Origin of the sequence: Pseudoalteromonas sp. SR43-7 (genome assembly GCF_014163785.1) — a bacterium.
Classification (GTDB): Bacteria; Pseudomonadota; Gammaproteobacteria; order Enterobacterales; family Alteromonadaceae; genus Pseudoalteromonas; species Pseudoalteromonas distincta.
On record NZ_JACJDY010000026.1, the window covers coordinates 1 to 23,809 of the forward strand.

24 protein-coding genes and 4 tRNA genes are annotated in these 23,809 nt (G+C 39.9%); 7 read left to right on the forward strand and 21 right to left on the reverse strand.

Annotated features, from left to right (window positions below; translation table 11 throughout):
* Positions 1–195: 195 nt before the first annotated feature.
* Positions 196–1,068, reverse strand: a complete 873-nt coding sequence (locus H5087_RS16985; protein WP_182672795.1) for a hypothetical protein — start codon at positions 1,066–1,068, stop codon at positions 196–198.
* Between the two features lie 72 nt (positions 1,069–1,140).
* On the reverse strand, positions 1,141–1,473 hold the full coding sequence (locus H5087_RS16990; protein WP_182672796.1) for a DUF1493 family protein: 333 nt from the start codon (positions 1,471–1,473) through the stop codon (positions 1,141–1,143).
* A gap of 305 nt (positions 1,474–1,778) precedes the next feature.
* On the opposite strand from H5087_RS16990, the gene H5087_RS16995 reads away from it, so the two are divergent.
* On the forward strand, positions 1,779–2,402 hold the full coding sequence (locus tag H5087_RS16995) for a tyrosine-type recombinase/integrase (protein WP_182672797.1): 624 nt from the start codon (positions 1,779–1,781) through the stop codon (positions 2,400–2,402).
* A 140-nt stretch (positions 2,403–2,542) separates the two neighbouring features.
* Here H5087_RS16995 and H5087_RS17000 read toward each other — a convergent pair whose 3' ends face one another.
* The 3 genes from H5087_RS17000 to H5087_RS17010 form a co-directional block, all read right to left on the reverse strand.
* A complete protein-coding gene (locus H5087_RS17000; RefSeq protein WP_024594841.1) occupies positions 2,543–2,758 on the reverse strand; it encodes a hypothetical protein in 216 nt (71 codons plus the stop codon).
* Positions 2,759–2,818: 60 nt separating this feature from the next.
* Positions 2,819–3,394, reverse strand: a complete 576-nt coding sequence (locus H5087_RS17005; RefSeq protein WP_259397784.1) for an isochorismatase family protein — start codon at positions 3,392–3,394, stop codon at positions 2,819–2,821.
* Between the two features lie 71 nt (positions 3,395–3,465).
* Entirely contained in the window at positions 3,466–4,149 is a 684-nt protein-coding gene (locus H5087_RS17010) for a pirin family protein (RefSeq protein WP_182672799.1), read from the reverse strand.
* A gap of 112 nt (positions 4,150–4,261) precedes the next feature.
* Between H5087_RS17010 and H5087_RS17015 the strand changes: the two genes are divergently transcribed.
* Positions 4,262–5,161 (forward strand): LysR family transcriptional regulator, encoded by a 900-nt coding sequence (locus H5087_RS17015; RefSeq protein WP_182672800.1) that lies wholly within the window; start codon positions 4,262–4,264, stop codon positions 5,159–5,161.
* 91 nt (positions 5,162–5,252) lie between these two features.
* Here H5087_RS17015 and H5087_RS17020 read toward each other — a convergent pair whose 3' ends face one another.
* The 15 genes from H5087_RS17020 to H5087_RS17090 all read right to left on the reverse strand — a co-directional run bounded on the left by H5087_RS17020 (position 5,253) and on the right by H5087_RS17090 (position 16,315).
* Positions 5,253–5,633: a VOC family protein gene (locus tag H5087_RS17020; protein ID WP_182672801.1), complete on the reverse strand. Its 381-nt coding sequence runs from the start codon at positions 5,631–5,633 to the stop codon at positions 5,253–5,255.
* Positions 5,634–5,747: 114 nt separating this feature from the next.
* Positions 5,748–6,155, reverse strand: a complete 408-nt coding sequence (locus H5087_RS17025; RefSeq protein ID WP_182672802.1) for a hypothetical protein — start codon at positions 6,153–6,155, stop codon at positions 5,748–5,750.
* 230 nt (positions 6,156–6,385) lie between these two features.
* Positions 6,386–7,018 (reverse strand): endonuclease III, encoded by a 633-nt coding sequence (gene nth / locus H5087_RS17030; protein WP_024595475.1) that lies wholly within the window; start codon positions 7,016–7,018, stop codon positions 6,386–6,388.
* Positions 7,019–7,067: 49 nt separating this feature from the next.
* Positions 7,068–7,766, reverse strand: a complete 699-nt coding sequence (locus tag H5087_RS17035) for an electron transport complex subunit E (protein ID WP_182672803.1) — start codon at positions 7,764–7,766, stop codon at positions 7,068–7,070.
* Positions 7,763–8,404, reverse strand: coding sequence for an electron transport complex subunit RsxG (gene rsxG, locus H5087_RS17040; protein ID WP_182672804.1), 642 nt, complete (start codon positions 8,402–8,404; stop codon positions 7,763–7,765). The genes H5087_RS17035 and rsxG overlap by 4 nt, the downstream gene beginning before the upstream one ends.
* A complete protein-coding gene (gene rsxD / locus H5087_RS17045; protein ID WP_154903409.1) occupies positions 8,401–9,459 on the reverse strand; it encodes an electron transport complex subunit RsxD in 1,059 nt (352 codons plus the stop codon). The genes rsxG and rsxD overlap by 4 nt, the downstream gene beginning before the upstream one ends.
* A complete protein-coding gene (gene rsxC, locus H5087_RS17050) occupies positions 9,456–11,783 on the reverse strand; it encodes an electron transport complex subunit RsxC (RefSeq protein WP_182672805.1) in 2,328 nt (775 codons plus the stop codon). Before rsxC ends, rsxD begins: the two co-directional genes overlap by 4 nt.
* Positions 11,784–11,791: 8 nt before the next feature.
* A complete protein-coding gene (gene rsxB / locus H5087_RS17055; protein ID WP_007585357.1) occupies positions 11,792–12,346 on the reverse strand; it encodes an electron transport complex subunit RsxB in 555 nt (184 codons plus the stop codon).
* A gap of 1 nt (position 12,347) precedes the next feature.
* Entirely contained in the window at positions 12,348–12,929 is a 582-nt protein-coding gene (gene rsxA, locus H5087_RS17060; RefSeq protein WP_008172491.1) for an electron transport complex subunit RsxA, read from the reverse strand.
* An 81-nt stretch (positions 12,930–13,010) separates the two neighbouring features.
* On the reverse strand, positions 13,011–13,829 hold the full coding sequence (locus H5087_RS17065; protein ID WP_182672806.1) for an ABC transporter substrate-binding protein: 819 nt from the start codon (positions 13,827–13,829) through the stop codon (positions 13,011–13,013).
* Positions 13,830–13,844: 15 nt separating this feature from the next.
* Complete coding sequence (locus tag H5087_RS17070; RefSeq protein ID WP_039487283.1) at positions 13,845–15,788, reverse strand: EAL domain-containing protein; 1,944 nt, start codon at positions 15,786–15,788, stop codon at positions 13,845–13,847.
* Positions 15,789–15,936: 148 nt separating this feature from the next.
* Positions 15,937–16,013 (reverse strand) — tRNA-Asn (locus tag H5087_RS17075).
* Between the two features lie 29 nt (positions 16,014–16,042).
* A tRNA-Asn gene (locus H5087_RS17080) sits at positions 16,043–16,119 on the reverse strand.
* 21 nt (positions 16,120–16,140) lie between these two features.
* Positions 16,141–16,217, reverse strand: a tRNA-Asn gene (locus H5087_RS17085).
* 21 nt (positions 16,218–16,238) lie between these two features.
* Positions 16,239–16,315 (reverse strand) — tRNA-Asn (locus tag H5087_RS17090).
* A gap of 1,052 nt (positions 16,316–17,367) precedes the next feature.
* Between H5087_RS17090 and H5087_RS17095 the strand changes: the two genes are divergently transcribed.
* The 5 genes from H5087_RS17095 to H5087_RS17115 all read left to right on the forward strand — a co-directional run bounded on the left by H5087_RS17095 (position 17,368) and on the right by H5087_RS17115 (position 23,484).
* Positions 17,368–18,747: an MATE family efflux transporter gene (locus tag H5087_RS17095; protein ID WP_182672807.1), complete on the forward strand. Its 1,380-nt coding sequence runs from the start codon at positions 17,368–17,370 to the stop codon at positions 18,745–18,747.
* Entirely contained in the window at positions 18,744–20,738 is a 1,995-nt protein-coding gene (gene uvrB / locus H5087_RS17100; RefSeq protein ID WP_182672808.1) for an excinuclease ABC subunit UvrB, read from the forward strand. The genes H5087_RS17095 and uvrB overlap by 4 nt, the downstream gene beginning before the upstream one ends.
* A gap of 2 nt (positions 20,739–20,740) precedes the next feature.
* Positions 20,741–21,679 (forward strand): class I SAM-dependent methyltransferase, encoded by a 939-nt coding sequence (locus H5087_RS17105; RefSeq protein WP_182672809.1) that lies wholly within the window; start codon positions 20,741–20,743, stop codon positions 21,677–21,679.
* Entirely contained in the window at positions 21,680–22,360 is a 681-nt protein-coding gene (locus H5087_RS17110) for a tRNA (adenine(22)-N(1))-methyltransferase TrmK (protein WP_182672810.1), read from the forward strand. It abuts the gene before it with no gap.
* 101 nt (positions 22,361–22,461) lie between these two features.
* Positions 22,462–23,484 (forward strand): hypothetical protein, encoded by a 1,023-nt coding sequence (locus tag H5087_RS17115; protein WP_182672811.1) that lies wholly within the window; start codon positions 22,462–22,464, stop codon positions 23,482–23,484.
* A 4-nt stretch (positions 23,485–23,488) separates the two neighbouring features.
* Here H5087_RS17115 and H5087_RS17120 read toward each other — a convergent pair whose 3' ends face one another.
* Positions 23,489–23,731: a hypothetical protein gene (locus H5087_RS17120; protein ID WP_010553668.1), complete on the reverse strand. Its 243-nt coding sequence runs from the start codon at positions 23,729–23,731 to the stop codon at positions 23,489–23,491.
* Positions 23,732–23,809 lie beyond the last annotated feature (78 nt).

Here is a 23,809-nt window from a genome sequence, read left to right on the forward strand (position 1 = left end):
TTAGGTGCTGGAAAACAGGAAAAGCTTATGATGAATCAAAATATTTAAAAGCACTAAAAGAGAAAGGTTCTCCTCTTTTAGTGGTAGAAAAAGCTTGTTGAATGCCTCAGGGCGTGAAGCGGACGTTCGTAACGACTCAAGCAGCGGCGCACGTTAGCGCGTCCAGCCACGTAGTGGCGATGCTGCCTTGACTTGTTACATGTATGATATTAGCCATTGCCATACCTCCCCTAAATCAATCAATGCGGGTGAAGTAATTAGACCTGATTGAAATGCAGCGAAAAATGCCAAAATAGCAGTAAGCCTAAGCATCCAAGTATTAGAAGATTCAGCATCTTTAGCTCTGGCAGTTTCTATTTGATACTGTTCAAGAGTTGATACGGCTTTCCCGGTTATAAAATATTCAAGTTTGCCACCGTTACGTCTAAGCTCGCCAGAAGCCTCAAATGACGATAAATATAAATCCATCTTTTTCCGCAACTCTGATCTCTGAGGGTGAAGATACCACCTGAGAGAATACATATAGCTCATAAGATCTAAAGAACTAAATGCCTTTTCGGGCTCCTCGGATTGTTTTGCAATTATTGCTTCTAGAATTGACATTCGTTTGGGAAGCTGAAGTTTCTTTTTATTAAAGAAGAACTGCGGAACAGAATGCTTTGCTAGAGCAAAAATAGATTGGAGCCTATAAAATTTTGTCCACTCATGAATTGCGAAGTCGATTAACCCTGTGTATGTATGTGTAATGAGGCCGTGATAATGTTCAATCCTGATATTTAATCCTTTCGTTAGATTGAAAGGAATAGATGCATCGGTGCGAAAACCACCTCCCTCAAAATGGCTGCCACTTAGACAGTTATCATCAATAGAGTTAACCAGCATAATTGGGATATTGCCTTCATATAAACTGATCGAATAGCAATTGACTTGCTTACCGCTATCGCCTGTTCTTGGAATGCGAGTTGGGCATGGCTTTGTTAGTAAGCCCTTTAAAATCCATTTCTGCAATTTATTCATATGATGTGGATTACTTTGTATATGTAACTTTTCAATAACGGGCGCAGACATGTGGGGCATAATGGCGCAGCCGCCCCGCGTGTATGCGTCCCAGCGAACGAAGTGAGTGAGTTTATTGAGTTGTTATACAAGTTTTTCAAAATCACCTTGTTCACAAGCATTGACTAAATCAGCTACAGTAAATCTTTCCTTTTTCCTTGCTAAATGCTCGTCTTTTAACTTTAGCTTACGAAACATATAGAAAGCTCCCTTGTAGCAAGGCTCTGAGCTGAAATAATCTGTGAATTTCAAGTTGCATAGATCTAAGTTAAATTGTTCATAACAACGCTCAAAAACTTCCCAAGCGTCATCGCCGTCGATATTCAAATCGACTAAAAAAGTACTGTCCATTGAAATCGATTCAATAGGCAAATTCATTTCTTGTGAAATTATTTCTACCACTTTATCTATAATCATCAGCTACTTGTATAACAATTTAATAGTGCGCTCATCGCGCATATTTCTGCCGACTAGACGCTTATTCATCTACTTTTAACAAATAACCTAAAGCATTACTACCAAAAGTTTTTTAAAGCTTTAAAGTAAAGTTTAATAGAACAATATGCGCGCGTCGCTCATTTTTATGAATATATGCGCAAAGAGCAGTTTGACCAATCAAGAACTACGATATTTAGTCAACCTCAACGTCAGCTCATCGCTCATACCCGAATTCTTTTGTAGCGGGCTAAGCTTAAAACTCCATAAACACCGGAGTACAACTAATGCATCAGTTAACAATATATCAGCCTAAAGAGCCTTGGAATAAAAATAAGCTTGTAGGACAAAAGTTACCTCTGAAATTACAGCAAATATGGGCTATCCGAATACGACTAGAACTTTTTCATAAAATAAGAGATCTAGCACTATTTAACCTAGCCATAGATAGCAAACTAAGAGGATGTGACTTAGTTTCACTAAAAGTTAACGACATCGCACATGGTAAAACAATCCAATCAAGGGCAATAGTCGTTCAAAATAAAACTGGTATGCCTGTTCAATTTGAAATTACTGGAAATACAAGGATCTCAATTGTGGCGCTCATAGAGCAATTTAGTCTCAATTCTTATGATTACTTGTTTAAATCACGAGTTCATTCTTCTGCACACCTCTCAACCCGTCAATATGGACGTATAGTTGACTCTTGGGTCACCTCAATTGGGTTAGATAAGACTCAATATGGTACTCATTCAATGAGACGTACCAAACCATCACTAATTTACAAAAAAACTAAAAATTTAAGAGCCTGTCAGCTTCTACTTGGCCATAGAAAACTAGAGAGCACTGTCAGATACTTGGGAATAGAAGTTGATGATACGTTAGAAGTATCAGAACAGATCGATGCTTAAATTTGAAGCTAAGCCAGACTCGAAGTTAGAGTCTGGCACGTGCCAATAGCACTCATAGCAACTTGTTGACTTGCTTTAGTTAGCAGTAAGCGGTCTGTTTGTTCACTTTGACAATTTCTGCTTCTAAAATTAAATGGTCCTTAATCTAACTTCTTATCAAGTAATTTTAGTGAGAGTGGTACAACAACATAAGAAATTAATGGCACAATAATACCTACAGCTACGATAACGTTGAGCAACTTATTATCTGTTACATACCGCCCAATAAAATCAGGGATAAAATAAACCAAAGGTACGAGCGCTAAGAATGAAATCAGCGCTATGATATGTTGATTAGGTTTTTTTACATTATTCATAGTCAATACATTTATCAAGAATTTTAAATAACGGCCGTACTCACATACGGCCAAATGGTTTTAGTTCTGGCCACTGGCCTGAAGGAAACTGTTATACACCCAACGATAGCTTGTATGTTCGCCCAACACTCCGCCGAGCGCTATGCCATGCTCGCTTCGCCAGTCATCCATCACTTCCACTAATACAGATGCCCATGTGACCACTTTCACACCAGCTTGTGTCATTCGATGCATAGCAGCATCAGTTACAGCTTTATTCCAAGTGCCAGAAGCATCAACAACGGCATATACATCGTACCCCTCAGCAACGGCTGATATGGCTGGAAATAGTAAACAAACATCAGTCACAATACCTGCCATGATAATTTTCTTTCGGCCAGTGGCTTTAATGGCTTGTTTAAACTCAGGGCTTTTCCATGCATTAATCTCACCAGCACGCTCTATTATATCATCGCCTAAAATATCTGTAATTTCAGTCATGATAGGCCCGTTAGGTCCATCAGGCATACTGGCAGTAATAATGGATGGCATGCCCACGGTTTTTGCTAATGAACACAACCCCTTGATATTTTGTGTCATCAAATGCGGATCTTGGTCTCTACAACTAACCAATAAGCCTGTTTGATGGTCTATCATTGCCAAAACGGCGTTATCTATAGTTAGCATTTCAGTAAACTTATTCATTTCTTTCTCCTGATGGTTTGTAATTATTGATGTACGACTATCATGCTAAGTGGCGTAATTGCTTTTACTTCAGCATCAATGCTTCGAATTAGGTCGCCGTCTTGAATAGCCTGTCTGTCATTGGCTTCAGTAAATTCAGCGCTTCCATCTGTTACGTATACCAAAGACTCATTTGGTAATTGAATGCTTTTGCCGACATCAAGTTTTATGATGTCGATAATTGTCGAGCTATTGAATGTGTCGGACTGCTCTTTACTCCCCCCATAGATGCGTGTTACACCTTGAGCTTTTGGCGAGTAATATTTGTAACCCGCTGGTTGGCCCTTCTCTTCAGGCAATGCCCATAGTTGTATCATTCGATTTCTTTGGCTGTCGGGGTTGATTTCATTATGCGAAAAGCCCTCTCCACCAGCCCGCTGCACCTGCACATCGCCCTTTTCAAGACCTTGACCGTTTTCCAACGATCCTTCGTGGCTAACTTGACCATCAATCATCACCGAAATTACATCAATCTCCATATGCGAATGCATACCTGTTTCACCATGTGGGTTAAACTGTGCATCAGCCAAATAAACAAAATTGCCTAAGCCTTCTGATGTTTCAGGTGATTTGCGTTGCCCAAAAAGCTGTGTGTCTGTCACTAATCGATGTTCACGTAAACCTGCAAAACCTCCCAAAGTGAGGGTGTTTTTTGAAAGTATATGCATTTCATACTCCTGTCATATCTGTTAATAAAGCAATCATAGGCGCTATTTACTGTTTTATATATAAGGGCTTTTTGATAAGATAATTCCACTTTCAACAACAATTAGAAATTATATGAATTATGATGTGGATGACCTGTTAGTTTTCCTTGCAGTGGTTGAGGCTGGTAGTTTTACTGTTGGTGCTAAACGTTTAGGCATACCTAAAGCTAGTGTTAGTCGCAAGGTATCACGGTTGGAGCAAAAATTAGGGGTGACACTGCTTGAAAGGTCAACACGCTCACAAAATTTAACAGAGGTAGGTACACGCTTTCTAACACATTGCAAACGCATTCGTGAGGAAATCGATTTAGCTGATGCTACCGTTTCTGAAATACTTCACAGTTATAAAGGCACGATAAGAATTGGCGCATCGGTGACTATAGGTCAGCAAATCATCAAACCGGTTATCTCTTCATTTTTACGCAAATACCCCGATATCAATATAGAACTAAGTTTAGCTAATCACCAAGTTGATCTTATTGAAGAGGGCTTTGATCTTTTAATTCGGATTGGTGACTTAGATGATTCACGTTTAATTGGTAAACGATTAGGAAGTGCTCAAAGAAAATTCTATGCAAGCCCTTCCTATTTAAAGCTTAACAATGAGCCCAAAGAAATTGGTGAGCTGTGTAATCATCACTTATTGTTAATGCGTATGCTTGGTAGCGATAATAAGGTAGAGCTTATATCAAAGGAAAAAAAAGAAATAGTTCAGCTAAATCCAAGGCTTGCTGTTGATGATTTTTCTGTCGTAAAGCAGGCGACTATTGACGGTGAAGGTATTGCACTCTTACCCAGCTATATGTGTAAAAAAGCAATCAGCAATGCAGAATTAATCAACATCCTTCCCAAATGGGGTATGAGTGATATCGATGTTTATGTGCTATATCCAAAGCATCGCGCAAAGATACCTAAAGTGAAAGCTTTTCTTAACTTTACAACAGATACTTTTTTAAAAAAATTATCACGCTGAAGGACTGCTTTGACAGTACATTTTTCTTTGAAGGTATCATTACTGAGTGATGGTTATGTGCTGAGCTGACGCTCATAAACTTAGTCACTTTTTATATACGTTTCTCAACTTTCCAAGGAAAATTTAAGCGGTTTTCACCTGCCCAGTAAAGTTTGATTTTATTACCAGACGGATCTTTAAGTATTGCTTCTTTCCACAAGTACCGTTGCTCTGTCGGCTGTTGTTCAAACTGAAAACCTTTTTTGGTCAACTCAGCACAAAGTTCATCAAGTTTTTCATGCTCGAAGTAAATCACAGAACTGTTTTCAAATTCACTGGATTCGAGTGATAAGGAAAAAGTAGAATTCCCATCTGGGCAAGAAAACCTTGTGTAATGGGGCGTATCGACAATTTGAGTGAAGCCGAGTTTTAGATAAAAGTTAACAGCAATATCCATATCTTTTACTGGTAAAGTAACCTGGTTAAGTTCCATTTAAACTCCTAGCGTATAACTTTTCAATAACGGGCGCAGGCACGTAAGCATAATAGCGAAGCCGCCCTGCGTGTATGCGTCCCAGCGAACGTAGTGAGCGAGTTTACTGAGTTGTTATGCATGTTTATATACAGAGTGAGTTGTGTTTTTAAAACAGTGTAAGGCGATAAAGGCCCCTAAAGTTAAACTAGCCACACTGCACAAATAATTTAAGCCATAGATTATCGTTTCCATTCGGCTCTCACTGTCGAGAAAAACATAACACGAGGAAATTATGTAAAGTAAAGCTATAACAGAGCTCCCAATTTTATAGGAAATCTTTGACGTGTTAAAAGCAGCGAACAGCAATGCTACTGAAAAAAACACACTTGAAAATGCTCCGATGTAATAAGCTGAATCTTGGAATTGATAACCTAATTCTTCATTTCGTAACATGACAAAAGGGGATATGAAACCGATTAATTCGGCTAGAATTGGTCCACTAAATAGTCCAAAAATTAAAATTTTAAGAGCACGGATCACTACACCTCCTTCTAAATGTATAACAACTTTATCAGAGGGCACTTTTCCTATTTTAGTGCGAAAACATCCTCATTTTGTGAACTTATATTAATAACAAATAGTGTAAGTTATTACCAGTTATAAGTATTATGCTTATTTAAACATGTGAAAAAGGGAAAGTATTCTTTTATTATTACGAAGACAATTACAACCCACCTGAATGTCTGGTTATCGCTCAAGGCTGCCTATAGTTACTCTGTTTTATCTTTAAACTCACACAAGTCTTCAATAATACAGCTGCCACATTTAGGTTTACGTGCTACGCAGGTGTAGCGCCCGTGTAGTATTAGCCAATGGTGAACGTCTACTTTAAATTCTTTTGGTACAACCTTTTCAAGCTTTTGTTCTACAGCGACAACATCTTTACCCATGGCAAGCTTGGTACGGTTAGATACACGAAATATATGAGTATCCACGGCTATTACAGGCCAGCCAAAGGCTGTGTTGAGTACAACATTAGCGGTTTTACGGCCAACGCCTGGTAGGGCTTCTAGGGCTTCACGATTTTCTGGCACGATGCTGTTATGTTCATCTACCAATATTTGGCACATTTTGTACACGTTGGCAGCTTTAGAGTTAAATAAGCCGATGGTTTTTATATAATCACGCAGTGTATCGTGACCTAAATCTAAAATGGCTTGTGGTGTATTAGCAACAGGGAACAACTTTCGAGTGGCTTTATTAACGCCTACATCAGTTGCTTGTGCTGAAAGAGTTACTGCTACTAGTAACTCAAATGGGCTTGAATATTCAAGCTCTGTAACTGGGTGCGGGTTATCGTCGCGCAGGCGCGACAGTATTTGGTGACGTTTTTCTTTATTCATGCAACTTAAAACGTATTAGTGCAAATTGTTGCTCTAATACGTTTTCCCCTTAAGTTAAGCTAGTAACACGTGCTCGAGGGCCTTTTTCAGCCTCTGGCGGTGCAACTTGTTTTGATTTTATTTGTGCGTCAATTACGTTTTTTGCAGCAATAAGCAGCCCAAGCCCTAGAAAGGCACCCGGTGGTAAAATTGCCAGTAAAAACTTGTTATCAAAGTTAAATACTTCTATACGCAAGCTCTGTGCCCATGGGCCAAGTAATAAATCGGCTCCGTCAAACAGCGTACCTTGGCCAATTAATTCACGCATAGCCCCTAATACTAACAATACAGCCATAAAGCCTAAGCCCATCATTAAGCCGTCAAATGCTGATAAATGAACAGGATTTTTAGAGGCGTATGCTTCGGCGCGGCCAATAATGGCGCAGTTAGTTACAATCAACGGGATAAAAATTCCCAATGATTGATATAAACCAAAGGTATAAGCGTTCATAAGTAATTGAACTATTGTTACAAAGCCCGCGATGATCATTACAAATACAGGTATACGAATATCTTTTGGCACCCAGTTACGCACAATCGATACGGTAACATTTGAGCCTATTAGTACGAGTAAAGTTGCTAAGCCTAAACCTAAGGCATTTGTTACAGTTGAGGTAACGGCAAGCAGTGGACATAAACCTAAAAGCTGTACAAGGGCAGGGTTATTTACCCATACACCTTCTTTGTATAATGTTTTTAACTCACTCATTTAGCTACCTCCATACATTCGGCATTAGGTGCTGCAAAAATATCATCAAAATTAGTTTGTGCGAACAATACGGCATTTTTAACAGAGCCCACAACAGCACGTGGCGTTATGGTCGCGCCTGTAAATTGATCAAACTGGCCGCCATCTTTTTTAACAGCCCAGCGAGCGTCTTCTTCGCCTTCAACCGTTAAGCTTTTAAATGTTGTGATCCAAAGTGATTTTTTAACTTCTACTTTGTCGCCTAAACCAGGGGTTTCTTCGTGTTTAGTCGTACGCACGCCAGCAATAGTGCCATCGGTCAATACCGCTGTTAATAAGTTAATATCGCCACTGTAGCCGTTTGGCGTAACATGCCTAATAACAACAGCGACTGGTTTATTATTTTTACGAGCACGATAAATTACTTGATTTGCGTATGGGCCTAGTTTTTCGTCAGTAATAACTACGCAATCTTGTGATAATTGATTGTCGTACGATTTTGGGTCGAGCACTTCTTGTAGCTGCGCAGTAAGTTGCAGTTGTTCTTGCTCTGCAATTTTATCGGCAGTAAGCGCGTTGATAGAGGCAACTAAGCCCGTTGTTGCTAACGCAAACGCAGTTAAAATAGCACCATTTTTAGCCATTGACGAAATGATCATTTTACTGCTCCATGGCCATAAGTACGTGGCTGTGTGTAGTAGTCTATTAGCGGGACTGCAATATTAATCAGTAATACGCTAAATGCGATAGCATCAGGAAAACCACCAAAGGTACGAATTAAATAAATTAGTAAGCCAATTAGCGCGCCATAAATTAAGCGCCCTTTGTTAGTTGTTGCTGCAGATACCGGATCGGTTGCTATGAAAAAGGCTCCCATCATAGTGGCACCACTTAATAAGTGAAATAGGGTGCCCGGCTCTGTGCCTGGTGATGCGATATAACCAATAGCACTACATACAGCTAAAGTTACGATAAAACTGACAGGAATATGCCAGTTAATTATTTTTGCTTTTAGTAAGTATAAACCACCCACTAAATAGCCTAAATTAACCCATGCCCAACCAAGGCCAGCCCATTCGTTAAATATTGGCTTTTGCATGCTCTCGGTAACGGTTAAACCGTGGGCTATGTCTGTTTTAACAGTATCCAGCGGGGTTGCCATTGTTAGGCCATCAACCCCTGCGCGCACTTGATCTAGGCTAAACCCAGAGGCCGTAAAATCGGTAAATATTAGCCTTAGCTGATCTGCAAAGCCTATTGGCGTATTTATTAAATCAGTGACAGGCAACCATGCGGTCATTTGCACCGGAAACGAAACTAATAGCAGTACATAAGCCGCCATTGCTGGATTGAATAAGTTAAACCCAAGGCCGCCATAAAGCTGTTTAACTATAACGATAGAAAATAAACAGCCAATAACGATTATCCACCAAGGGGCAAGTGGAGGGATACTCAATGCCAATAACACGGCAGTAAGCCACGCACTGCCATCACTTAATGCAGGCCAAACAGGGCGCTTTCGTATTAGCATTATTGCAGCTTCAAATACGCTTACAGCAACAAGCGCGAGCACCAGTTGAATAAGTACACCTGTTCCAAAAAAGAAAACTTGAGCAATTAGCCCAGGAATACACGCAGCAATAACGCTAAGCATTAATCGCGTTAACGATTTATGGCTGTGATTATGCGGCGAACTGGCCATGGTTAATTTCATGACTGATTATTTCCTTCTTTTTGTAACTTTTTAGCTTTTGCTCTCGCAATTGCAGCAGCCACGGCGGCTTTTTTCTTATCGTCGGCTGATTTAGGTTTATCTACGTTAATAAGATCTGATGAGTCATCGGTGTTACTTTCTGCACTCTTAGGTGCTGCGCTATCAACTTGTAGCTGAGTTTGTTCGGTATCTTCTAGTGCTTTAGCTGCTTTTTTAGCTTTAGCACGAGCTATGGCCGCCGCTACCGCTGCTTTTTTATCATCAACAGGGGCATCACTTTGTGGCTCTTCACTCACGGTTTGCTCAGCGTCTTCTAATGCTTTAGCTGCTTTTTTAGCTTTAGCACGAGCTATGGCCGCCGCTACTGCTGCCTTTTTGTCATCAACAGGGGCATCACTTTGTGGCACTTCACTCACGGACTGCTCAGCGTCTTCTAATGCTTGTGCTGCTTTTTTGGCTTTAGCACGAGCAATGGCGGCCGCTACTGCTGATTTTTTGTCATCAACAGGGGCATCAGTTTGTGGCTCTTCACTTGTTGTTTGTTCAGCGTTATCTAATGCTTGTGTTGCTTTTTTAGCTTTAGCACGCGCAATGGCTGCAGCTACTGCTGATTTTTTATCATCAACGGGTGCAGTCTCGGCCGATTCATCTGTTTGCGATTTTTGCTCTTTATATTTACGCGCTTGTTCTTTACGTAGTGCGCGCTCTTTTGCTACTTCGCTGTTGTCTGGCTCTAGTTCTTCGCCTTCTTGCTTTTTAGCTTTAGCGCGTGCAATAGCGGCAGCAACAGCTGATTTTTCATCGCCGTTATCTGATTTATTTTTAACACGGGCTAGTGCCTCAGCTACTTTTTGCTTTTCGTCAGCAGACTTAGCAGCAGGTTTGCGTTTATGGCGGTTTTGGCGTTCTTCTTGCTCACGCTCTAAACGTTCTTTTCGGGCATCAAAACGCTCTTTTGCTCTGTCGGCTTTAATTTTGTCAGCTTGTTGTTCTTTAATTTCAACTTTGGCTATACGGTAGTACTGTACAAGAGGGATTTCGCTTGGGCACACATAGGCACAAGCACCACATTCAATACAATCAAATAAATTGTGCTCTTGTAGCTTGTCGTACTCTTTTGATTTAGCAAACCACTGCAATTGTTGTGGCAATAAAGAAGCAGGGCAGGCATCGGCACAGGCGCTACAACGTATACAGGCTTTTTCAGGGCCGGGTTCCGCTAGCTCTTTATGATCAGGCGCTAAAATACAGTTGGTTGTTTTAACTATGCCAATACGTACTGTGGGTAGTGTAAAGCCCATCATTGGGCCGCCCATCACAACACTTTGCTGCGGCACAGGCGAGAACCCTTGGCAATCAAGTAAGTGTTTTATTTCAGTACCAAGTAGTGCCCATACATTTCCAGGTTTATGAATAGTGTTGCCTGTTACTGTAACTATACGTTCAATTAGCGGTTTGCCTTCATAAACGGCTTGTTGTACGGCATACAAAGTACCCGTGTTATGCACTAAAATACCAATATCGGCTGGAATACCAATGCTAGGAACTTCACGGTTAGTAAGTAATTTAATTAATTGCTTTTCACCGCCAGATGGATAAATAGTTGGCACCGTTTGAATAATAATTTTTGAGTTATGCTCAGCTGCTTGCTTCATTGCTGCAATAGCTTCAGGCTTGTTATCTTCTATACCCACAATACACAGTGTTGGGTTTAAAAGTTGCTGCATTATTTCAATACCTTGGATAACTTCTTTAGCGTGTTCGCGCATTAAAACGTCATCGGCAGTAATATAAGGTTCGCACTCAACAGCATTTACAATCAAAAATTCGATAGGTTGCTTGGTATCTGCTTTTACATAAGTAGGAAAACCAGCACCACCCATACCGCTAATACCGGCTTGGTGAATAATATTTATAAGCTCATCATGGCTAAGTTCAGCAGGATTTTTATTTTTATTTAGAGCTACCCATTCGTCTTTGCCGTCTGGTTCAATAATAACACTTAGTTCAGGCAGGGCCGATGGATGTGCTGATGGCATAGGTGCAATATCAGTAACCACACCAGAGCTTGGCGCATGCACAGGTACCGACCAGTTAGCAGCAGGCTCTGTTAGTGGTTGGCCTTTTAAGACGTGTTGGCCTTTTTCTACAAGTAACTTACCGTTTGCGCCTATGTGTTGCTTAAGCGCAACAATGAGTTTATCGGGCAAAGGTAGGCGAGTGATACTCGCACTATTAGAGAGTGATTTTTGTTGTGGTGGGTGTATGCCGCCAGGAAATGCCCACACGGTGCCTTTTTTTATTTGTTCAAGTAACTTGTCCACTCAAACCTCTAATCTATTTGTGTAACAGGAATAGCGTCTAGCTGCCATTTCCAGTTTTGTTTAGTTTCGGCTACAGGTAGCATATCAATGCAATCTACAGGGCAAGGCTCAACACATAAATCACAGCCAGTACATTCATCAATTAACACGGTATGCATTTGACGAGTTGCGCCTAAAATAGCGTCAACTGGGCAGGCTTGAATACATTTGGTACAGCCAATACATTCATCTTCGCGAATATAAGCCACTGTTTTTATAGGTTCTGCTTGCTCGCCACCGGCAAGTGGTTTTTCATCAACCCCCATTAAGCCGGCAAGCTTTTTCATGGTTGATTCGCCGCCTGGTGGGCATTTATTTATTTCATCGCCATTAGCTATGGCTTCGGCGTAAGGGCGGCAGCCCGGGTAGCCACATTGTCCGCATTGAGTTTGCGGCAAAATAGTATCAATTTGCTCAACAATAGGGTTACCTTCAACGCGAAAGCGAATTGCTGCAAACCCTAAAATAAGTCCAAAAATGAGTGCTAGCGAACCAATCGCTATCAAGGCATAAAACAAGGTCATATTAAAACTTCACTAATCCAGTAAAACCCATAAACGCCATCGACATTAAGCCTGCAGTGATCATTGCAATAGAGGCGCCTTTAAAAGGCGTAGGAACGTCAGCAGCTGCTAAACGCTCTCGTAGTGCTGCAAACAATACAAGCACTAAAGAAAAACCAACCGCAGCACCAAAACCATATACCGCAGATTGTAAAAACGAATGATCTTCTTTGATATTTAATAAAGCCACACCTAATACCGCACAGTTAGTGGTGATCAGCGGTAAAAATATGCCTAATAAACGATATAGAGTAGGGCTGGTTTTACGCACAACCATTTCGGTAAATTGCACTACAACGGCAATCACTAAAATAAAGCTCATGGTGCGTAAAAAGGCGATATCCAGAGGGATTAAAATATATTGATTAACTAAATAGCTAGTTACAGAGGCAAGGGTAAGCACAAACGTGGTTGCCAAAGACATACCGATCGCCGTATCAAGCTTACCTGATACGCCCATAAACGGACATAAGCCTAAAAATTGTACTAATACAAAGTTATTAACCAGAACGGTTCCAATCAATAACAAGACATATTCTGTCATGTGTGCCTCACGCTATAATAAACGTGGGTATTATCCTTTTTTCTTTATCGATTAACAACACATGAGAAGCAAATAAACGACTCAATCAGTAATGATATTAAAGCGACTTAAGATTTCAGGTGTAATTAGAATAGGATCAATATTATACGGCTTTAAAATATCTTTAAATTGATCGTGTTCTTGGTATAAATCTAATAGTGCTTTATTAAATAGGGCGATTTGTTCAGTAGATAATTGAATTTTATTAAACCCAATAAAATAGGGGGATTCGCTTTGTAAAAAAGCCAAATTAACATGATGTAAGTTAAATTGTTTTAGCCTAGCGCGCGCTTGTAAAGTATTGGCAAAATATCCATCTATACGGTTATTTTCTATCATTTTTACACCCGTACCATTGGCATCAGTGAGTAAAACGATATCAAATTCTCTCAATCCGTCTTTGATCATTTGTTGCTGTATTTTGATTAGTTGAAAAGATGCATTTGAAGGGCCAAAAACAGCAATTTGCATTTTTTGTAGATCATTGAGGCTTTTAATGGTTTTTTTAGCACCTTCAGGTTGAAAAAAGCCATATTGCATTTTCATAAGCGGGATCGAAAAGTAAAGCCATTCGTTGCGGTCAATATTCCAGCCCATAGGAAAGTTTCCTTGAGCTTGCAGGTTTTTTAACATCAGCTTAGAGCGACGATTTGGTACGCTAATAAACTCACATTTATAATTGAGGCGTTTACACGCTAAGGTAAGTATATCAACAAAGGGGCCAGTGGCATTATTGCTTTCATCAATAAATGAAAATGGAGGATAGTTGTGAGTGCTAAAAACTAATTCTTTTTGCGGGGCGCTTGCGTACAAACTCAAAGGCATAATAAAAAGTATAATAAAGGTAACTACTCTTTTCATGATGCCTCCAATAGACTATATGTCTTTAGGTTTTTCTATGTAATAACCTTGAACGCCATCTAAACACAACGTTTCTATAATGTGTTTCTCTTCTTGGCTCTCAACGCCTTCAGCAAATACGCTAACACCAATGCGGTGGGCTAAATCGACCATTAAGCGCATAAAGTACTGATTATTTTTATCGTCTTCAAGGCCGCGAGTATAACTTGCATCCATTTTAATAAAGTCAGGTTTTAAATCGCGGAAAAACTTAAATGAAGTTAAACCAACACCAAAACGTTCAACTGTAACGCGTGCGCCAACACGGTGAACCATGTCGATAAAGCGCTTACTAGCCTTGATGTTTTGCTGTAAACCAAACTCGCTTACCTCAAATACTAGTTTAGATGCGATATGCGTATCTTTCAATAATCGACGCTCTAGCCAAATTACAAACTGATCGTTGTGTGCACTTGAGGCTGTTACGTTTAAACCAAAAAACTTTTCAGATAAATTACGGCTTTTAACCTTTTCAAGAGAAGAGTCGATGATTAAGCGATCAATTTCTATTGCCATATCAAGTTTTTCGGCCATTGCTAAAAAAGAAGCGGTAGGCAGTACCTGATTGTCTTCTGTTTTAAATCGAACTTGTACTTCAGCGTAGGCTTTTATGCTTTTACCAAGCGGCATAATGTTTTGCATCACTAAATGCACACGCTTAGATTCAATAACTTCCTTAATAACCTTACGCCAGTTTTGATTACCAAACCCCGCACTTACGTTATTAACTAAATCGGTTTCGCGTTGTACATGCCATGCATTCACTTGTTTTGACTGCGCCATGCTCATCGCGTTATCAACAACAGAAAGCAGTTCGCCTAACGGTTTACCTTTTTCGTAACCCACAATACCCGTATTAGCTACCGAGCTTAACTCTTGGTTTTGTTGGTACTGCGTGAAGCGCGATTGCAGGTTTTCACCAAAGCGCTCAGCTTCTTTTAAAGGAATGTGGGGGAGTACTACCGCAAAATCAGAGCTGTTTAATCTAAATACTTGGCTACCCGTGTAAGTGCCGCTTATGTGCTTAATAATATCAGCAACGCCTTTAACGTACTCGTCACCTTTTTGATAACCACGGCTTTGGTTTATAGCTTGTAGTTCGCTACAACGAACCATAGCTAAAGAGCCAAATGTACTTTGCTCAGTGTTTTCAATATTTTTTTCGTAGTACTCAACAAACATATTACGATTACCAAGCGAGGTAATTACATCTTTGTACGCTTCATGCTTGATAGTCATAGCAGCGCTTTGTATGTCTTCGTTTTTGTTTTTTAAAAAATGTGATAACCGATTAAAACTAGGTACTAAATCTTTTCCCATTTTTTTCAATCGAGTGCCATCTAATGCTGTTTCTAAATCATTATCAAGTTGGTTTTGATTGATATAAATATCGATAATGTCAGCAACTGTTGTACTTATATTTTTATTTAAATGATAAAAAATAGATTTCATTAGAATTATTGGAATAATAACTAAAATGGCAGAAATCAAAATAACAATAAAAAGGGACGTTTGTAGCTGCGACGCTAAATGCTCAATGTTAAGTACAAATTCAACTTTTATATCTGCGGCATCGTTTACAGCAAACTGTGGGCGTACAGAGTTAAAGTTAGAGAGTACAAAATCAGCAAACATTGGTAATTGAGTAGGGGGGTTAATGCTAAATACTTCAGCACCTTGGTAATCTCTTAGAGTAAAGCTTGAAAACGTATTACCATCTGCAATTGATTGTTTTAAATTTTGAGCAGAAATATCGTCTAAAGAAAGGTCATTAATATACTTAGTAACAGTTGTTTGTGCATTTTTTTGTGCATCACTTACCGCAGTATCAAAGCTTATAGATATGAAGTAGCTTCCTGCTGCAACACACAATAACCAAGAGATAATTTGTATAAAAATAAGTTTTTTAAATCCAGCCATGTTTTCAGTCTTTTAATGATCAAAAGGGAAGGAATCAAGTCCTTGATTAATAAACTAAGTACAGCGCATTAAAGAATTAAACTAATGCTTTAGTTATGTAAGGAAGAGTAGTGGAAATAGCTTGGAATGTCTATGAAATTCTTAGAATTGGCTCCCCCTCCCCGACTCGAACGGGGGACCTGCGGATTAACAGTCCGTCGCTCTAACCAACTGAGCTAAGGGGGAACTAAAGTACTGATACTATTATGATGATTTGGCTCCCCCTCCCCGACTCGAACGGGGGACCTGCGGATTAACAGTCCGTCGCTCTAACCAACTGAGCTAAGGGGGAACTACATCATAAACATAAACTTGGCTCCCCCTCCCCGACTCGAACGGGGGACCTGCGGATTAACAGTCCGTCGCTCTAACCAACTGAGCTAAGGGGGAATCGTTTATGGTTGAAAAACTTGGCTCCCCCTCCCCGACTCGAACGGGGGACCTGCGGATTAACAGTCCGTCGCTCTAACCAACTGAGCTAAGGGGGAAGCGTCTTGCCTTTCAACGGGGCGAAATATTAATGATGGAGCCGCAAAGTGTCAACATATAAAAGTCATAAATTGAAAAAAGAGGTTTATTCGTTGTTTTTGTGTTCGATCTGCGTGATTTATAGCTCTATTAAAGCTGTTTTTTTAAGAATTTAAGAATACTAATGCGAGTTTTATTATTGTTGAGTCTTTAAATTGGTTAAATTAAACACGCCATTAAAGCCACTTGTAATTAAAAAACAACTCAAAAACATAAAATTTCATTTTTTACTTTGGGGTATTCTTCGTATTTATTTACTTTTTTATTTTAATTTTCTAAAAATATACCTGCACGAATAGTCATAAAAGTATTTTTCCCTCTTAATAGTGATCCAATTTTGATCTATAAATTGAGCATTTATTATCTTCGCTCAAAAATAGAACAATCAATAACTTAACTTTGTATTAAACGTTTTTTATTTACTAACGTATAACTATGTTAAGAAGAAAAATTGGCAAGCTTGCGTTTTTAGTGTGAGTTTATAAAAATGCCACAATTAGGAAATCAACAATTGGTTGGACCTCAGCGAAAATTGCGAGTCTCTCAAGGCCTTTATAAATGCGGCTTTGAAAGAGTTATCCACTGTTTCTGTGGATAACTCTGTTTATGAAACTTTAAGAACATCATCGGCACCAATGTTTTAGGGTGCTACAACGATTTCAAGCTTTTAAATCACTATTTTTTATTCATTGTAAAACAGTAGGTTATGTTTTGGTGGCTAATAGATGTAACTCCATGAATGAATTTTTTCGTAACGATAAACCAAGTAGTTGCTTTGTGTAAAAAAGCATCAGATAACACAGGGGGTTTGTAATAAAAGTTATAAAAATGTGTTTTAATTGTTTTTTGGCGTGTTTAGGCTCTATTTTAACAAAAAGATGTAAAAACCAAGTTTTACTATTTTTTAGAATATTTACTTCCGTAATTACATCAATTGTAGTGATAAATCCGTGGCTTGAACTGCCTTGATGCTTTAAAATGATTCGTTCAGTAAAAGAGGCCTATTTATTTCATGCGCGCAATTTCAAAATCTCAGACTCGCCCAGATTTACTAAACGATCCTATCTTGCCTACATTAAAGACGATGACCATACCGATGATATTCGGCATGATCACACTAATGATGTTCAATATTGTAGACACCTTTTTTGTAAGCTTACTTGGCACCGAACCACTAGCTGCCGTGAGCTTTACATTTCCGGTTACTTTTACCGTTATCAGCTTAGCAATAGGGCTGGGGATCGGTACATCAGCAGTAATAGCGAAAGCGCTCGGCAGTAATAAAATTGATGAAGCACGTTTTGATGCCAGTATTTCTTTAATGGTTGGTGTGGTTTTGGTTATTGTGTTGTCATCTGTTGGATATTTACTGATCGACCCCATATTTACTTTGCTAGGAGCGGGCGCACAAGTATTGCCGTTAATACATGAATATATGAATGTATGGTTTATCGGTAGCGTATTTTTAATAACCCCAATGATTGGTAACTCGGTACTGCGTGCCAGCGGTGATACTAAAACGCCAAGTATAGTAATGGGCGGAGCCGGGCTGATAAACGCCATACTTGACCCAATACTTATATTTGGCTTTGGGCCGGTACCCGCGTTAGGAATTCAAGGCGCTGCCATAGCAAGTGTTGTTGCATGGTCGGTCGCTGTGGTTATTATTTTATATATATTAGTGGTTAAAAAACGTTTGTTGAGTCTCAAAGCGGGCAAGCAAACTGTAACTGGCGCTATTCGTAAAATATTAAAAATTGGATTGCCTGCTGCAGGTGCAAACATGCTTACACCTGTTGCTATGGCCGTAATGACCGCCTTAGTAGCGCACCATGGGCCAGAAGCCGTGGCCGCATTTGGAGTAGGCAGCCGGATAGAATCTATTGCAAGTATATTAGTGCTTGCGCTATCGATGACATTACCGCCATTTGTGAGCCAAAACTTTGGGGCTGGCAAATTATGCCGTGTTAAAGAAGCGTATACCGGCACACTAAAATTTGTGATGGTATGGCAATTTGCCATTTACGTATTACTAATTGCATTTTCAGGTGTAATAAGCCAATTATTTGGTAAAGAACAAGCCGTAATAGATGTAATTAAGCTCTTTATTTATACCATCCCATTAAGCTATGGCTTACAAGGGGTGATCATCTTATCAAATTCATCGTTTAATGCTTTACACAAACCAATGAACGCATTGGTACTAAGCGTTATTCGTTTATTCATATTTTATGTACCATTTGCTTATATCGGCAACGAAATAGCCGGATTATTAGGGTTATTTATAGGCGCTGCCATAGGTAATTTATTTACAGCAATAGTGGCATATAAGTGGTTTATGAAAAAACTAGAAGCGCTGAGCGGCGAATCGTTACAGGAGTGCAATAATTGAGTGACCATTTTCAGTTAAAATCACATTTCAAACCAGCAGGCGATCAGCCTACCGCCATTAAACAGCTGTGCGAAGGGTTAGAAGCGGGGCTTGCACACCAAACGTTATTAGGTGCCACCGGTACAGGTAAAACCTTTACCATGGCCAATATTATTAGCGATTTAAATCGTCCAACAATAATAATGGCGCACAATAAAACATTGGCTGCGCAGCTATACGGCGAGATGAAAGAGTTTTTTCCTAAAAACGCGGTTGAATACTTTGTATCGTATTACGATTACTACCAGCCAGAAGCTTATGTTGTATCTAGCGACACATTTATCGAAAAAGATGCTTCGATAAATGAGCACATAGAGCAAATGCGTTTAAGTGCGACCAAAGCACTGCTTGAGCGTCGCGACACCATTATTGTGGCATCGGTATCGGCTATTTATGGTTTGGGTGACCCTAAATCGTACATGAAAATGATGCTGCTTTTAAAAGTGGGCGAAAAAGTAGATCAACGCGACATGCTACGCCGTCTTGCTGAAATACAATATACCCGCAATGATATAGATTTTAGCCGAGGTACATACCGTGTACGTGGCGAAGTAGTTGACATATTCCCAGCAGAATCAGACACATTTGCTGTACGAGTAGAAATGTTTGATGATGAAATAGAACGCCTAAGTGTTTTTGACCCGCTTACCGGTGCAATTGAAAAGCACATAGTGCGCGCTACTATTTATCCTAAAACGCACTATGTTACCCCGCGTGAAAAAATACTTGGCGCTATCGAAAAAATAAAAGAAGAACTAAAAGAGCGACGCGCCCAGTTACTCAGTGCAAACAAATTAGTAGAAGAGCAACGTGTAGCACAGCGAACGCAATACGATATAGAAATGATGACCGAGCTAGGTTATTGCTCGGGTATAGAAAACTACAGCCGTTATTTATCGGGGCGTACGCCAGGCGATCCGCCGCCAACATTGCTTGATTACCTACCTGATGACGCATTAATGATTATTGATGAATCGCATGTAACCGTATCGCAAATTGGCGCAATGTATAAAGGCGACAGAAGCCGTAAAGAAAACCTTGTTGAGTATGGTTTTAGAATGCCCTCAGCAATGGATAATAGGCCACTGCGCTTTGAAGAATTTGAAGCTATAGCACCACAAACTATTTATGTATCGGCAACGCCTGGCGACTTTGAGCTTGAGCGCAGCGCAGGCGAAGTAGCAGAGCAAGTAATTCGCCCAACAGGGCTGCTCGACCCACTTATAGAAGTACGTCCTGTGGGCGATCAGGTTGATGATTTACTCTCAGAAATATACAAAAGTGTGGAGAAGGGCGAACGCGTACTGGTAACTACACTTACTAAACGTATGTCTGAGGATTTAACTGACTACCTAAGCGAGCATAATGTTAAAGTACGTTACTTACATTCAGACATTGATACCGTTGAGCGCGTAGAAATAATTCGTGACTTACGAGCTGGCGTATTTGATGTGTTAGTGGGTATTAACTTACTGCGAGAAGGCCTTGATATGCCAGAAGTGGCACTTGTTGCCATACTTGATGCTGACAAAGAGGGCTTTTTACGCTCAGCTCGCTCGCTGATACAAACCATTGGCCGTGCTGCGCGTCACTTAGATGGCCGCGCTATTTTATATGGCGACAGAATTACAAAATCAATGGCTAAAGCCATGGACGAAACAGCACGCAGGCGCGAAATTCAGCATGCATATAACGTTGAGCACGGCATAGAGCCTCATGCTCTGGCTAAAAAAATACTTGATGTAATGGATGTAGGCGAAGAAGCGGCCCCTAAAGACAACCTTAAACTTATTCGTAAAGAGTCTAAAAAGGTCCTTAGTGCGAAAGAAATTGCCGTGCAAATTAAGCAGCTTGAAACCAAAATGCATGCATACGCAAGCGACCTAGAATTTGAAAAAGCGGGCTCTGTTCGCGATGAAATACATGAACTACAACAACAGTTGATTAATTAAAAATGACAGCAAACTTTACACCTCTTATTACTGCGCTTGAAGACGCGCCAATTTTAAAAAATGAACTGTGTCGTGTTTTTCATGGCCGAGGCCACAGCGTCGAAGCATTAAGGCATATTAATTTAGACTTTTACCCGCCAAGTTTATTTTTGGTTTCGTACGATGAAATTGATGAGCAAACACTAAGCGAGCTCACCAATGTTGTGTGGCAGTGGGCACAAAAAAAACAGCCTGAGCTTATTACGTCACTTGTGTACCAGCAGCGTGCTGGCGTACAAAGCCAAAACACCGTGGTTTATGGGCAATTACCTAATCCACATGTTGTAACCGAAAATGGCATTCGCTTTTTGGTTGATTTACAGAGCCGCCAAAATACCGGAATATTTCCCGATATGCGCAGCGGCCGTGAATTTGTAATGGCTAATAGCAAGCATGGCAAAGTGCTTAATTTGTTTTCATATACATGTGGGTTTTCGCTTGCCGCCATGCAAGGCGGGGCAGATCATGTGATGAACATGGATATGAGCAAAGGCGTACTAAAAGTAGGCAAGCAAAACCATCAACTAAATGGTTTTGAGCGCGGCGTCAGTTTTTTACCTCACGATATTTTAAAATCGTTTGGAAAACTAAAAAAAGCAGCCCCGTTTGATTTAATAATAGTTGATCCGCCAAGCTTTCAAAAAGGCAGCTTTATATTAACTAAAGACTATCAAAAAGTGCTGCGCAGGTTGCCAGAGCTACTTTGCGATACCACACAATTACTATTGTGTGCTAATAGCCCAGAGCTTAGCGAAGATGCGTTTAAAGCATTAATAAACGAGAACACCCAAGGCGCAATTGAATTTGTTGAGCGCCTAGCCCCCACCGAGCGTTTTATTGAAGTAGACAGCGACAAAAGTTTAAAAGCGCTTGTCTATAAAACGTCACAAACACCTGCTTAAATGAAGCTCAGTAAACGCCTAACTGCCATTGATACATTAATTTCGCAGCATCACGATATTATTTGGGATTGCTGCTGCGACCATGGTTATTTAGGCATGGCGCTATTAAAACGCGCAGCTGCAAACCACGTTATTTTTGTAGATATAGTCGCCACTTTAATGAACGACCTAAAAGCGCAATTATCATCTATTAATAAATTACAAAAAACCTGTGATAAAAACCCGCAGTGGCAGGTCTTATGTCAGGATGTAGGCAAAATTGAAATTGCTCAAAGTAAAAGCCAAGTAGTTGTAATAGCAGGTGTTGGCGGTGAGCTGTTATTAAGTTTAGTACAACAAATCATTGCTAATAACGCAGTTGAGCATTTAAATAATGTTCGGTTTATTTTATGCCCAGTGCATCACACTTATAAGTTGCGAGTGGGTTTAAAACAACTCGGTTTAGGGCTTATAAGTGAACAAATAGTTTACGACAACAAACGTTTTTATGAAGTGATTGAAGTGAGCTTTAGTACCAATAATGAGATTAGCCATACCGGCAACAAAATGTGGGACTTTGCTAGTACAGAGCACGCTATGTACCAACGACAACTCATAAATCATTATAATAAAATGCTCAATAAAGATAAGGCATACTATCAAAAAGTTATAACAGACTATCAAGAAGTCACCGATAGTTAAAAAAGCCCAAAAGTAGGGCGTACATGTGATCTAATTACGACATTGACGACGTAATGTGTTCATAGTTTATATCGCACTACGCGAGTTTATTTGGTTTATTTATGTCAGATAACAAGAGTCACATTAATCATTTGCTCAGCAATGAGCAAAAATGGCAACACAGTTACGAGCAACCTATTTCTTATGCACCCCTTGTGCAATTGGCTAATAGTAATTGGGTGGTGCCACAGCATTTTTTACGTTACAAGCACACGCTTCAAAGCGTAAACGAAGTACTTGAGAGTATTGAGTTTTCGGCTCACTTTAGAGTGCTCGCTGCACAAAAAGGTGAAGAAATTTACCTGCAAGTAGCAGTGCTGAGCCCTGATAACTACCAAAAAAGCGCATCTACTAATGAAGCCAAAGCTAAAAAACTATTATTTGGCAGACGCTGGATTGTAGAGGAAAACTTACCTACCTCAGAGCTTATTCAAACCGCATTTTTAGCGTTAAAAGTTGCGCGTGAACATGAAGTAAGAGAACTTTTTCAGTTAATGCAAAGCGGCGCAACAAGTACGCCATTTAACAATCACCACGACTTACCTGTAATGGCGCAAAACCCTGAACTGGTTAAAAGCGAAGCGGTTACAAGTAACGTTGACAAAGTGCTTAAACGTATTGTATTTGCAGGAAAAAGTATTGAACTTAAAAGTCAGCAGCAAATAGCCGAGCAACATTTATATACTGTTGAGCTGTTGTGTGAGGATTGCCAGCTTAGCGAGTTTAATAAAAAAACAATCGCGTTTTTAACAGCAGACTCATCCGCTAATAGTTTTTTACACGGCTTAATTGTGGCATTGGTGGCCACAAGTAATGACTACGTAAACGAGCAGTTTAAATACAAAGGTTTTGCCCGCTTTAGTAAGCACGTTGCAGTTGAACAAATAGGTAACCTAAGTATCGCTATGCGCTCGCCAAGTACCGTAGGGCTTTGCTCTATGGGTAAGCAACATGCTAATCAGTTAAATTTTGAGATAGACAGCGGGCGAGCACCACAGGGCTGCGGGCAAGCTATTGGTGGTTTTTTAGCTGCTCATGGCATTGAGCAGCCAGAAAATGCGCATTTATATCCAAATTACTTATAACAACTTAAAGTTTATTAATTTCATCTTTAACGTTAAAGCTTGAATCAGTAACAATAGCCTCAAGTGTTTGTACACGCTCTTTTAATGCAAGCACTTGTGCGTTTGTTTCAGCTAGTTGTTTATGGGCATCGCTGTTGTTGTTTTGCATTTTATGCTTAAACTCAAGGTGCTTTTTATACATATCGTAAACTACTCCTGAGCCAACCGAAATTAGCACAATAAGTACAATCATCGTAGTTCCAGACATAACCTCATTCCTTATCATTTTATTATTCGTTTATGGTTAAAGTATAACCTTTAAGCGCTTTTGATAAAGCTGACAATT

Bases quoted from the DNA above. Each gene is read 5' to 3' on its own strand.
- H5087_RS17000 (WP_024594841.1), bottom strand. From the start codon at position 2,758: ATGAATAATGTAAAAAAACCTAATCAACATATCATAGCGCTGATTTCA.
- H5087_RS17020 (WP_182672801.1), bottom strand. From the start codon at position 5,633: ATGGAACTTAACCAGGTTACTTTACCAGTAAAAGATATGGATATTGCT.
- H5087_RS17035 (WP_182672803.1), bottom strand. From the start codon at position 7,766: ATGAGTGAGTTAAAAACATTATACAAAGAAGGTGTATGGGTAAATAAC.
- H5087_RS17065 (WP_182672806.1), bottom strand. From the start codon at position 13,829: ATGAAAAGAGTAGTTACCTTTATTATACTTTTTATTATGCCTTTGAGT.
- H5087_RS17115 (WP_182672811.1), top strand. From the start codon at position 22,462: ATGTCAGATAACAAGAGTCACATTAATCATTTGCTCAGCAATGAGCAA.
- H5087_RS17015 (WP_182672800.1), top strand. From the start codon at position 4,262: ATGAATTATGATGTGGATGACCTGTTAGTTTTCCTTGCAGTGGTTGAG.
- rsxA (WP_008172491.1), bottom strand. From the start codon at position 12,929: ATGACAGAATATGTCTTGTTATTGATTGGAACCGTTCTGGTTAATAAC.
- rsxG (WP_182672804.1), bottom strand. From the start codon at position 8,404: ATGATCATTTCGTCAATGGCTAAAAATGGTGCTATTTTAACTGCGTTT.
- H5087_RS17010 (WP_182672799.1), bottom strand. From the start codon at position 4,149: ATGCATATACTTTCAAAAAACACCCTCACTTTGGGAGGTTTTGCAGGT.
- H5087_RS16995 (WP_182672797.1), top strand. From the start codon at position 1,779: ATGCATCAGTTAACAATATATCAGCCTAAAGAGCCTTGGAATAAAAAT.
- H5087_RS17120 (WP_010553668.1), bottom strand. From the start codon at position 23,731: ATGTCTGGAACTACGATGATTGTACTTATTGTGCTAATTTCGGTTGGC.
- H5087_RS17105 (WP_182672809.1), top strand. From the start codon at position 20,741: ATGACAGCAAACTTTACACCTCTTATTACTGCGCTTGAAGACGCGCCA.
- rsxB (WP_007585357.1), bottom strand. From the start codon at position 12,346: ATGACCTTGTTTTATGCCTTGATAGCGATTGGTTCGCTAGCACTCATT.
- H5087_RS17095 (WP_182672807.1), top strand. From the start codon at position 17,368: ATGCGCGCAATTTCAAAATCTCAGACTCGCCCAGATTTACTAAACGAT.
- H5087_RS17070 (WP_039487283.1), bottom strand. From the start codon at position 15,788: ATGGCTGGATTTAAAAAACTTATTTTTATACAAATTATCTCTTGGTTA.
- H5087_RS16990 (WP_182672796.1), bottom strand. From the start codon at position 1,473: ATGATTATAGATAAAGTGGTAGAAATAATTTCACAAGAAATGAATTTG.
- H5087_RS16985 (WP_182672795.1), bottom strand. From the start codon at position 1,068: ATGTCTGCGCCCGTTATTGAAAAGTTACATATACAAAGTAATCCACAT.
- H5087_RS17005 (WP_259397784.1), bottom strand. From the start codon at position 3,394: ATGATAGACCATCAAACAGGCTTATTGGTTAGTTGTAGAGACCAAGAT.
- rsxD (WP_154903409.1), bottom strand. From the start codon at position 9,459: ATGAAATTAACCATGGCCAGTTCGCCGCATAATCACAGCCATAAATCG.
- H5087_RS17110 (WP_182672810.1), top strand. From the start codon at position 21,680: ATGAAGCTCAGTAAACGCCTAACTGCCATTGATACATTAATTTCGCAG.
- nth (WP_024595475.1), bottom strand. From the start codon at position 7,018: ATGAATAAAGAAAAACGTCACCAAATACTGTCGCGCCTGCGCGACGAT.